Origin of the sequence: Streptomyces anandii JCM 4720, from assembly GCF_014650655.1 — a bacterium.
Lineage (GTDB): Bacteria > Actinomycetota > Actinomycetes > Streptomycetales > Streptomycetaceae > Streptomyces > Streptomyces anandii.
Genome location: NZ_BMVJ01000008.1, coordinates 165,347 through 176,600, shown reverse-complemented (window position 1 = coordinate 176,600; position 11,254 = coordinate 165,347). Strand labels below are relative to the sequence as shown.

Genomic DNA, 11,254 nt, shown 5'->3' with positions numbered 1-11,254 from the left:
TGCTGCCGATGACCATCGGCAACGTCCTGCTGTTCCTGATCTCCCTGGTCATCATGGCCTGGCTGTCGCTGCCGCTGACCCTGGTCGCCCTCGCCGTCGCCCCCGCCCTCGGCTGGATCGCCCGCCGCAGCCGTACGAAACTGCACCCGGCCACCTGGTACGCGCAGGCCCAGGCCGCCGCCGTCGCCGGTGTGGTCGACGGCGCGGTCGGCGGCGTACGCGTGGTGAAGGGCTTCGGGCAGGAGGAGCAGGAGACCGGCAAACTGCGCGAGGTGGGCCGCCGGCTCTTCGCCGGCCGCCTGCGCACGATCCGGCTGAACGCCCGCTTCACGCCCGCCCTCCAGGCCGTCCCCGCGCTGGGCCAGGTCGCCATGCTGGCCCTCGGCGGCTGGCTGGCGGTGGAGGGCCACATCACCCTCGGCACCTTCGTCGCCTTCTCCACCTACCTCGCCCAGCTCGTCGGCCCGGTCCGCATGCTCGCCGTCGTCCTCACGGTCGGCCAGCAGGCCCGCGCCAGCACCGAACGCGTGCTGGAGCTGATCGACACCGAGCCCACGCTCACCGACGGCACCCTCGAACTGCCCGCCGACGCCCCCGCGACCGTCGAGTTCGACGACGTCTCCTTCGGCTACGAGCAGGAGGTGGGCACGGCCACCCCGGTCCTCGAAGGGCTCAGCTTCGAGATCCGCCCCGGCGAGACCCTCGCCGTCGTCGGCTCCTCCGGCTCCGGCAAGTCCACCCTCTCCCTCCTGCTGCCCCGCTTCTACGACGTCAGCCGCGGCGCCGTCCTCGTCGGCGGCCACGACGTGCGCGAGCTCACCCTCGACTCGCTGCGGGCCGCGATAGGACTGGTCCCCGAGGACTCCTTCCTCTTCTCCGACACCGTCCGCGCCAACATCGCCTACGGCCGCCCCGACGCCACCGACGAGCAGATCGAGGCCGCCGCCCGCGCCGCCCAGGCGCACCGCTTCATCACCGAGCTGCCGGAGGGCTACGACACCAAGGTCGGCGAGCAGGGCCTGACCCTCTCCGGCGGCCAGCGCCAGCGCGTCGCCCTGGCCCGCGCCATCCTCACCGACCCGCGCCTGCTCGTCCTGGACGACGCCACCTCCGCCGTCGACGCCCGCGTCGAGCACGAGATCCACGAGGCGCTGCGCCAGGTCATGGAGGGCCGCACCACCCTCCTCATCGCCCACCGCCGCTCCACCCTCAACCTCGCCGACCGCATCGCCGTCCTCGACGGCGGCCGCCTCGCCGACATCGGCACCCACGCCGAGCTCCAGGAGCGCTGCGCGCTCTACCGCCGCCTGCTCACCGACCCCGACGAACTCGGCGGCGTCTCCCCGGGCCACGCCCCGCCCGCCGCCCCGCCGGAGGACACCTCCGTACGGGAGGAACTGGACGCCGAGTTCGACGCCGAGCGCGGGATCACGCCCAAGCTGTGGTCGGGCGAGCGCGAACCGAGGGACGCGGCGATGGCCGGCACCCCCGCCACCCCCGAGCTGCTGGCCCAGGTCGAGGCGCTGCCGCCCGCCACCGACACCCCGGACGTCGACGAGGAACGCGCGGTGCGCCCCGAGGCCTCCTACGGCCTGCGCCGCCTGCTGCACGGCTTCGGCCTGCCCCTCCTGGTCAGCCTCGCCCTGGTCGCCGTGGACGCCGGCGCCGGCCTGCTGCTGCCCGTCCTGATCCGGCACGGCATCGACCAGGGCGTGAGCAGGACGGCCCTCGGCGCCGTCTGGACGGCCTCGCTGCTCGGCCTGTTCGTCGTGCTCGCCCAGTGGGCGGCGCAGACCGGCGAGACCCGCCTGACCGGCCGCACCGGCGAGCGCGTGCTGTACGCGCTGCGGCTGAAGATCTTCGCCCAGCTCCAGCGGCTCGGCCTGGACTACTACGAGCGCGAGCTGACCGGCCGGATCATGACGCGCATGACGACCGACGTGGACGCGCTGTCCACGTTCCTGCAGACCGGCCTGGTCACGGCGTTCGTCTCGGTGGTCACCTTCTTCGGCATCATGGTCGCCCTGCTGGTGATCGACGTGGAGCTGGCGCTGGTCGTCTTCGCCACCCTGCCCCCGCTGATCGTCGCCACCTTCTTCTTCCGCCGGGCCAGCGTCAAGGCGTACCAGCTCGCCCGCGAGCGGGTGTCCGTGGTCAACGCGGACCTCCAGGAGACGGTGGCCGGGCTCAGGATCGTGCAGGCCTTCCGGCGCGAGCGCGACGGCGGGCGCCGCTTCGCCGAGCGCAGCGACAGCTACCGCCGGGCCCGTATCCGCGGCCAGTGGCTGATCTCCGTCTACTTCCCCTTCGTGCAGCTGCTGTCCTCGGTGGCCGCCGCCTCCGTGCTGATCGCGGGCGCCGGCCGGGTGGAGGCGGCCACGCTCACCACGGGCGCCCTGGTGGCGTACCTGCTCTACATCGACCTGTTCTTCGCGCCCGTCCAGCAGCTCTCCCAGGTCTTCGACGGCTACCAGCAGGCATCCGTCTCCCTCGGCCGCATCCAGGAACTGCTCCAGGAGCCCACCTCCACCCGGGCCGCCGACGCGCCCCTCGACGTGCCCGCGCTGCGCGGCGAGATCGCCTTCGAGGACGTCCACTTCGCCTACGGCGACGGCGAGGAGGCCCTGACCGGCGTCGACCTGCGCATCCCCGCCGGGCAGACCGTCGCCTTCGTCGGCGAGACCGGCGCGGGCAAGTCGACCCTGGTCAAGCTGGTCGCCCGGTTCTACGACCCGACCGGCGGCCGGGTCACCGCCGACGGCACGGACCTGCGCGAGCTGGACCTGACGGCGTACCGGCACCGGCTCGGCGTCGTACCGCAGGAGGCGTACCTCTTCCCCGGCACCGTCCGCGACGCCATCGCCTACGGCCGCCCCGACGCCACCGACGCCGAGGTGGAGGCCGCGGCCCGGGCGGTCGGCGCGCACGAGATGATCGCCACCCTGGCCGGCGGCTATCTGCACGAGGTCGCCGAGCGCGGCCGGAACCTGTCGGCCGGGCAGCGCCAGCTCATCGCCCTGGCCCGCGCCGAACTCGTCGACCCGGACGTGCTGTTGCTCGACGAGGCGACGGCCGCCCTCGACCTCGCCACCGAGGCCCAGGTCAACCGGGCCACCGACCGGCTCGCGGGCCGCCGTACGACCCTGGTGGTCGCGCACCGGCTGACGACGGCCGCCCGCGCCGACCGGGTCGTGGTGATGGACCACGGCCGGATCGCCGAGGACGGCACGCACGAGGAACTCCTCGCCCTCGACGGGCGGTACGCCGCACTGTGGCGGACCTTCGTCGGCGCTCCCGAGCCGGAGGAACCGGTCGGCGCGTCCCGCTGACGACGGCAGGGGGCCCGTCCGGGCAACCATTCGGGGTACGTCGTGCGTCCGTACATCCGTACGCCTGTACGTCCAGACGCGTGTCGCAAGGGGGAGGATCGATCGTGGACAGTGCTGCGATACGGCGGCGGGCCGGGTTGGGCCTGGCGGTGCTGACCGGATCGGGACTGCTGGCTCTCGCCGTGCCCGGCACCGCCCAGGCGGCCTCCTCCACCTGCCCGGGCCGCGAGGTCAAGACGCTGCCCTTCACCACCGGCACGGTCCACGTCTACAAGCGCGACGGCTACGTCTGCGCGCTGACCACCCCCGACCACCCGGGCCGCAAGCAGTGGATGTCGGTCACCGTGCAGGCCCGCGGCAACCGCGCGGTCACCGACAAGGGCCGCTACTCCTACCACGCCGGCCCGGTCACCGTGCACGCCGGCCACCGCTGCGTACGGGTCTCCGGAGCCGTGGCATCCGGCTCGGTGGCAAGCGGCTGGATCCTGTGCTGAACGGCCGAAAGGGCTCGCGAATCCCCCGCTGAATCGCCGACTCCCCTGGTGCGGAGGCGAGTTGCTCCGATAGCTTCCGGCGCACATCTGTCTCACAGGGGAGTGTGCATGCGCAAGGCGCTCAGATGGCTGCTGGCGCTCGCGGTGTTCATCGGCACCATGAGCACGGCGGGGGCGGCCACCGCCGCGGCCCGGCCGGAGGCCACGAACACCACGGCGAGCAGCGGCGACACCGACGTCCTCGACCGGCTCCTGGCCATCAGGGGCATGAGCCTGATCGAGGAGAAGCCCTACCCCGGCTACCGCTACTTCGTCCTGAACTACACCCAGCCGGTCGACCACCGGCACCCCTCCAAGGGCACCTTCCAGCAGCGGATCACCGTGCTGCACAAGGGAGTCGACCGCCCGACCGTCTTCTACACCGGCGGCTACAACGTCTCCACCACCCCCAGCCGCCGCGAGCCGACCCAGATCGTGGACGGCAACCAGGTCTCCATGGAGTACCGCTTCTTCACCCCCTCCCGCCCGGCCCCGGCCGACTGGTCCAAGCTCGACATCTGGCAGGCGGCGAGCGACCAGCACCGCATCTTCCAGGCCCTCAAGCCGCTCTACCCGCACAACTGGATAGCCACCGGCGGCTCCAAGGGCGGCATGACGGCCACCTACTACGAGCGCTTCTACCCGCGTGACATGGACGGCGTGGTCGCCTACGTGGCGCCCAACGACGTCGTGAACAACGAGGACTCCGCCTACGACCGCTTCTTCGCCACCGTCGGCACCAAGGAGTGCCGCGACCGGCTGGGCGCCGTCCAGCGCGAGGCCCTGGTGCGCCGCGAGCCGCTGGAGAAGAAGTACGCGCAGTACGCCGCCGACAACGGCTACACCTTCACCACCATCGGCAGCCTCGACAAGGCCTACGAGGCGGTCGTCCTCGACTACGTCTGGGGCTTTTGGCAGTACAGCCTGCTGAAGGACTGCGACACCGTCCCGGCCGACGCCGAGAACGCCACCGACCAGCAGATCTGGGACTCCGTCGACACCATCTCCGGCTTCTTTGCCTACACCGACCAGGGCCTGGAGACCTACACGCCGTACTACTACCAGGCGGGCACCCAGCTCGGCGCGCCGACGATCCACTTCCCGCACATCGAGAAGAAGCTGATCCGCTACGGCTACCAGCCGCCGCGCAACTTCGTGCCCCGCTCGATCCCGATGCGGTTCCAGCCGAACGCGATGCGGGACGTGGACAGCTGGGTGCGCCACCACGCACACCACATGCTCTTCGTCTACGGCCAGAACGACCCCTGGGGCTCGGAGCGCTTCCGCCTCGGCCACGGGGCACGCGACTCCTACGTCTTCACCGCCCCCGGGATGAACCACGGGGCCAACGTGGCCGGTCTGGTCGCTGACCAGAAGGCGCTGGCCACCGCCCGGATCCTGAGCTGGGCCGGTGTCGCGAGCCCGGCGGTCGCCTCCGACCCCTCGGCGGCGAAGCCGCTGGCGCGCTACGACGCGAAGCTGGACGTGCGCGACGTGGAACGGGAGCCGGCCCTGAGGCCGTGACCGGCCGTCGGAGGGTGACCGGCCCTCGCGGTGCCGTGTCCGGTCCGGGTGGCTCGCCCGGGGACTCGCCTCACAGTCTCCGGGCGCAGCCCACCGGCTCCTCGCCGCCCAGCTGCACGTAGAGCGCGGTGGCCGGCGGGCACTGGGAGCGGTGGGCGACCGCCCGGACCACCCGGTACTCGGGTTTCCGCTTCCCCGTCCCGTCGCACGCGGTCTCCCGCACCTCGCCCCGGCCGGCGCCGTAGACGCAGTCGCCGACGATCGTGCGCGGCCCGCCCCCGCCGCCGGGGTCGCCCGGGTGCGGGGGTTCGAGGTCGCGCATGCAGGCGTAGCCCCGGGGCACGGCCCGGTCGCCGGCCGCGCCGGCCGGGGGCCGCTGGGCGCTGATGTGCAGGACGAAGTCGGTGGTCGCGGGGCAGGCCGGGCCGTGGTCCGGGTCCCCGTCGAAGCGGGCGACCACCCGGGCCGCCGCCCGCTCGCCGTCGCACGGCACCTCGGTGAAGCTGGTGGTGCCGAAGGAACTGCACTCGCCCACCCCGAGGAAGACCGCGCCGTGGCCGGAGGGCCGCGCGGAGGCGGAGGTGCCGCCGGGCCGCCCCTTCGGCCCCTCCCGCCCGGCCCCTCCGGACGTCTTCTGGCAGCCGGTGAGGGCCAGCAGGGCGGCGAGCAGCGCGGCCCCCGCCCCGACGGACCGTCTCGCACCCATCGCCATCCCCCCGATCATCCCGCCCGGTCCAGCGTGACCCGCGGCGGTGGGCCACGCCAGGCGTATGGGATGGTTCGGGTCATGGTGCGGTGTTCCGCCGGGTGCGCGGCGTACGTCTCGTACGCCCGCCGTGTCGGACCCGGCTAGTACGACAGGCCGTATCCGATGGGGTACAGCACCTTCGCCGGATCGTCCGCCCGCTGCACCGGCACCGGCAGTTTCCCGCGCGGCCGGACCCGGCCGGCGATCACCCGCGCGGCGGCGCGCAGCTCCACGTCCGTCCAGGAGTAGGTGGCCAAATAGGCCGGTACGGACGGCAGTTGGGCGATGTCGTAGGGGTTGCGGACGGCGACGGCGACGACCGGCTTCCCGGTGGCGACCAGCCGCTCGACCAGGGTCCGCTGCGTGCTGCCCGCGGTGACGTTGTACGTCCCGACCACCACCGCGTCCGCGTCCCCGGCCGCCGCGACCGCCTGGTCGATGACCGCGGCGGACGGGGTGATGCCGGTGGACAGGGCGGTGGCGGTGAAGCCGAGCTCGTCCAGGGCGGCCGCGAGCACGCCGGTGGGCGGGCCGGTGGTGCCCGAGGGGGAGGCCGGATCGGCACCGACCACCAGCAGTCTGCGGTGCGTGCGCCGGGACAGGGGCAGCAGCCGGCCCTCGTTGGCCAGCAGGGTCGTGGTGCGCTCGGCGATGCGGTCGGCCTCGGCCAGGTGCTGCCGGGTGCCCACCGTGCGGTCCACGCCGGCCCCGCCGGCGTACGGCTCCTCGAACAGGCCGAGGCGCGCCTTGAGCCGCAGAATGCGCAGGATCGATTCGTCGAGCCGTGCCTCGGTGAGCTCGCCGTCGCGCACGGCCTTCAGCACGGCGTTCCAGGCGACGTCGAGGGAGGGCGGGTTGAGCAACTGGTCGACGCCCGCCTTCAGGGCGAGCACCGGCACCCGGTCGTCGCCGTACTTGGTGCGCACGCCCTCCATGCCGAGCGAGTCGGTGACCACGACGCCGTCGTAGCCGAGTTCGCCGCGCAGGATGCCGGTGAGGATCGGGTGGGAGAGGGTGGCCGGGTCGCCGGAGTCGTCGAGCGCCGGGAACTGGATGTGCGCGGTCATGACGCAGTCGATCCCGGCCTTGATCGCGGCCCGGAACGGCACCGCGTCCAGCTTCTCCCACAGCTCGCGGCTGTGCGTGATGACCGGGAAGCCGTAGTGGCTGTCGACGGCCGTGTCGCCGTGCCCGGGGAAGTGCTTGGCGGTCGCGGCGACCCGCGAGCCCTGATAGCCCTTCACCTCGGCGGCCACCAGCCCGGCCACGGCCTCCGGGTCGGCACCGAAGGACCGTACGCCGATGACCGGGTTGGCCGGGTTGACGTTCACGTCGGCGTCGGGGGAGTAGTCCTGGTTGATGCCGATGGCGCGCAGCTCGGCGCCGGAGATGCGGCCGAGGGTGCGGGCGTCGGCGCGCGAACCGCCGGCCCCGATCGCCATGGCGCCCGGGAAGAGCGTGGCCGGCTTGCCCACCCGGCACACGATGCCGTGCTCCTGGTCGGTGGTGACCAGCACGGGCAGACCGCGCGGCTGGGCGAGGGAGGCGTGCTGGATGCCGTTGGAGAGGGCGGCGATCTGGTGCGGGTCGCGGGTGTTGTGCGCCCAGGTGAAGTAGATGATGCCGCCGACGCGGTACTTGGCGATCAGCTCGGCGGCGGTGCGGACGCCGATCTCCTTGAGGTTGGCGTCGATGTCGGCCTGGTCGGGATCGGTGGCGGAATGGCCGTAGACCCGCATCACGAACAGCTGGCCGACCTTCTCCTCCAGCGTCATCCGGGAGATGAGGGCGCTCAGGCGGCGGTCACCGGCGGGTGGGGCGGCGTGCGCGGCGCCGGCCGCCGTGCCGTCGACCGCGAGGGCGGCGGTGAGTCCCGCGGTGGCGGTGAGAACGGTGCGTCTGGAGGGGCGTGTGGAGTCTTGCACGTGCGCTCCTTCCGGAGGTGTTCCGTTGAAGGAAACTTCCAAGGAGTCACCAATATCCGGGAAGTTTCTGCCAGTCAAGGGAACGCGCAGCCGGAAAGGGGCCGCCATCGGTGCAGTTGGAGGGGGGCGCACCGATGGCGGCGTGCCGCCGGGCGCGGTGCGGAGGAGAGGGTGGTCGGCGATCGCAGCCAGCAGCGAGGGCCGACACCGCACCGCGCAGACTCGTCCGGAGGCTCGCCGGTTGGACGAGCGGGGCGGTGCGCGGGTTCCCCGGTCGGGGGGCGTTCAGGGAAGTCGGTACGGGGGTGGGCGGAGGGGGCGGAGGGGCCGCCGGGGTGGGGCCACCGAGGCGGGGGAGTCGGGGTGGGCGCGGAAGGTCACCGGTGCTGGGGCGCGGCCACGTCGGGCCAGTGCCGCCTCAGGGTGCGTACCGTCTCCGCGATCGCCGGGCGACGGGCGGCGCCCACGCGCCACAGCGCGTACAGCCGCCTTACGGGCATGGGGTCGAGCGGCACCTCGACGACCCCCTCGGGCAGCGGACCGCGGCCCAGCCGCGGGATCAGCGCCACGCCGAGTCCGGCGGCGACCAGCGCGACGAGCGTGGGGTTCTCCTCGGCCTGGTGGACGACCTCCGGCTCGTGGCCCGCCGCGCGCAGGGTCCGCAGCAGCCAGTCGTGGCAGACCCGCCCCGGCGGCTGGCAGACCCAGCGCTCGCCGCCCAGCTCCGAGCGCCGTACCCCGCTGCGCCCCGCGAGCCGGTGGCCCACGGGCACCAGCAGATCGCACAGGTCCTCGCCGATGGCCGCGTGCTCGACCCCCTCGGGCGCGGGCAGCGGCGCGATGTCCCAGTCGTGCGCGACGGCCAGGTCGACGGCGCCCTTGGCGACGAGGCCGACGGACAGGTGGGGGTCGATCTCGGTGAGCCGCGCGTCCAGGCCGGGGTGGCGCCGGGCCAGGTCCGCGAGGACCGGCGGCAGCAGGCCGCGGGCCGCCGAGGGGAACGCGGCCACGGTCAGCCGCCCGGCCGGCACCCCGCGCCGCTCCTCCAGCTCGGTCTCGGCCCGCTCCACGATGGCCAGCAACTCGCTCGCGGTGTTGACCAGTTGGTGCGCCTCGTCGGTGAGCCGCACGCCACGCCCGGCCCGCTCCAGGAGTACCGTCCGCGTCTCACGCTCCAGCTTGGCGATCTGCTGGGACACGGCCGAGGAGGTGTAGCCGAGCGCGAGGGCCGCCGCCCCGACGCTGCCGTGCACGGAGACGGCGTGCAGGGCACGCAGACGCTGCAGATCGAGCACGGGTAACTCCTGCCGTTCGCGGGACCGGTGGGACCGCTGGGACCGATGGAACCGATTAGCAATGCTTCACCCAACACTCCATCAATCATCGCTGGTGCTTCATGGTCAAGGGAAGTGATCCTCGACGCATGCGACCAGCCCATGTTCTCCTCGCCGTTCTCGTCGCCGCCGTCTGGGGCGTGAACTTCACCGTCATCGAGATCGGCCTCGGCCACTTCCCGCCCCTGCTGTTCTCGGCCCTGCGCTTCCTGGCCGCCGCGCTGCCCGCCGTCCTCTTCGTGGGGCGCCCGAAGGTGCCGTGGAGGTGGATCGTGGCGGTGGGACTGGCGCTGGGCGTGGCGAAGTTCGGGCTCCTCTTCGTGGGCATGGACCAGGGGATGCCGGCCGGGCTGTCCTCGCTGGTGCTGCAGATCCAGGCGGTGTTCACGGCCCTGTTCGCCTGCGTCGCGCTGGGCGAACGGCCCTCGCGGCGGCGCCTCGCGGGCATGACGGTGGCCCTGGCCGGCATCGCCGTGGCCGCCGTCGACGAGGGCGCCTCGGGGCCGCTGGGCGCCTTCGCCCTGGTCGTCGCCGCGGCGGCCTGCTGGGGCGTGTCCAACGTCCTGACCCGGAAGGCGGCGCCCCCGGACGCGCTGAACTTCATGGTCTGGGTGAGCACGGTCCCCGTCCTGCCCCTGCTCGCCCTGTCCCTCCTCCTGGAGGGCCCCTCGCGCGACCTCGCCGCCCTGCGCGCCCTGGACTGGCAGGGCGCGGGCACGGTCCTCTACGTCGCCTGGGTCACCACGGTGTTCGGCTTCGGCGCCTGGGGATGGCTCCTGCGCAACCACCCGGCGTCCACGGTCGCCCCGTTCTCCCTCCTGGTCCCGGTCTTCGGCATGACGTCCGCGACCCTCGTCCTGGGCGAGCCCATCACCCCCCTGCGCTGGTGCGCGGCCGCGCTCCTGGTGGGTGGAGTGGCCCTGACCTCCCTGCCCCAGCGCCGCCCGTCCCCCGAGCCCCGGCTCATCCGACGACGGCCAGGGCGAGAGCCGCTGCCCCTGCCGGCGCGCAGGTGACCAGACACCACCAGGAGACGGTCATGGTCCCGCGGACCCACCCGGGAGCGTCCCGCTCCCTGCGACCGAACGGTCGCCCGAAGCGGAGCGGGGGCAGGGCAGCGCAGAGGAGACACCCTCCGAGGAAGAACGCGAACACCCAGCCGAGGACGTAGCCCGGCTTCGCGACGTAGTAGTCGTCCCACGCTGCCCGGGTGACGGGCACCGGCGCGTCCCCGTCACCACCGTCGTCGAGATCGGCGTGACTGTCCGTCATCTTCCCGTCGTCCGACCGGAAGGTGCCGTGCCACACGGTGTGGGTGTGGTAGCCACCCCGGCCGCCGTCGATCACTTGTTCGGGGGACTCCGCGTAGAAGCGGCCGGGGGTACCGGCCAGCCCGGTGGCGTAGGCGAAGCCGGCGCCCGAGGCGAGCAGGAGGAACAGGCCGGCGGCCAAGAAGAGGACGCCGCCCATACGGGCCCCGGACTTGGGACGGTAGATACGGGCCGCCGGCGCCTTGGCGGACGTACGCGTGACCCTTGTGGGGGTCACCGCTCCTCCAGCCACCGGCGGGCGCCGACCTCGCTGGGGTACTCGCGGACGGTGAATGCGGCGATGAGCCAGCCGACGGCGAAGGCCATGGCGGCCGGGAGGACGGGAGCCGCGAGCAGGACGAGGAACCGGCCGGCGACGACCAGCCCCGGGGTGCGCCGGGACTGGTCACGTCTGGCCGCGCGGGCCCGGGCGGGCGTGGGAGGGTCGAGCAGCTTTCTGCGGTGGTCCCGGCGCTGCACCAGCCAGCCCCAGACCACCGCCCCACAGGAAGCGATCACCTGAATCCAGTCCCAGGCCGTGCGCAGCCCGG

General features: G+C 73.3%; 9 protein-coding genes. 4 read left to right on the top strand and 5 right to left on the bottom strand.

Annotated features, from left to right (window positions below; translation table 11 throughout):
* The 3 genes from IE249_RS16690 to IE249_RS16680 all read left to right on the top strand — a co-directional run.
* The coding region (locus IE249_RS16690) for an ABC transporter ATP-binding protein (RefSeq protein ID WP_229858682.1) at positions 1-3,329 on the top strand (3,329 nt) is incomplete at its 5' end.
* Positions 3,330-3,433: 104 nt separating this feature from the next.
* Positions 3,434-3,823: a hypothetical protein gene (locus tag IE249_RS16685; RefSeq protein ID WP_189705612.1), complete on the top strand. Its 390-nt coding sequence runs from the start codon at positions 3,434-3,436 to the stop codon at positions 3,821-3,823.
* Positions 3,824-3,931: 108 nt separating this feature from the next.
* Positions 3,932-5,386, top strand: coding sequence for a S28 family serine protease (locus IE249_RS16680; protein WP_189705611.1), 1,455 nt, complete (start codon positions 3,932-3,934; stop codon positions 5,384-5,386).
* 70 nt (positions 5,387-5,456) lie between these two features.
* Here the strand turns inward: IE249_RS16680 and IE249_RS16675 are convergent, their stop codons facing one another.
* The 3 genes from IE249_RS16675 to IE249_RS16665 all read right to left on the bottom strand — a co-directional run bounded on the left by IE249_RS16675 (position 5,457) and on the right by IE249_RS16665 (position 9,354).
* Positions 5,457-6,092: a hypothetical protein gene (locus IE249_RS16675; protein WP_189705729.1), complete on the bottom strand. Its 636-nt coding sequence runs from the start codon at positions 6,090-6,092 to the stop codon at positions 5,457-5,459.
* Between the two features lie 143 nt (positions 6,093-6,235).
* Entirely contained in the window at positions 6,236-8,167 is a 1,932-nt protein-coding gene (locus tag IE249_RS16670; RefSeq protein WP_189705610.1) for a glycoside hydrolase family 3 protein, read from the bottom strand.
* A 269-nt stretch (positions 8,168-8,436) separates the two neighbouring features.
* Positions 8,437-9,354, bottom strand: a complete 918-nt coding sequence (locus IE249_RS16665; protein WP_189705609.1) for a LysR family transcriptional regulator — start codon at positions 9,352-9,354, stop codon at positions 8,437-8,439.
* Positions 9,355-9,482: 128 nt separating this feature from the next.
* Here IE249_RS16665 and IE249_RS16660 point away from each other — a divergent pair, with 128 nt between their 5' ends.
* Entirely contained in the window at positions 9,483-10,409 is a 927-nt protein-coding gene (locus IE249_RS16660; RefSeq protein WP_189705608.1) for an EamA family transporter, read from the top strand.
* On the opposite strand, the gene IE249_RS16655 is transcribed toward IE249_RS16660, so the two are convergent.
* Both IE249_RS16655 and IE249_RS16650 read right to left on the bottom strand, forming a co-directional pair.
* Positions 10,357-10,941 (bottom strand): hypothetical protein, encoded by a 585-nt coding sequence (locus IE249_RS16655; protein WP_189705607.1) that lies wholly within the window; start codon positions 10,939-10,941, stop codon positions 10,357-10,359. The genes IE249_RS16660 and IE249_RS16655 overlap by 53 nt on opposite strands.
* A partial coding sequence (locus tag IE249_RS16650; protein ID WP_229858678.1) for a hypothetical protein occupies positions 10,938-11,254 on the bottom strand: 317 nt, incomplete at its 5' end. The genes IE249_RS16650 and IE249_RS16655, both read right to left, overlap by 4 nt.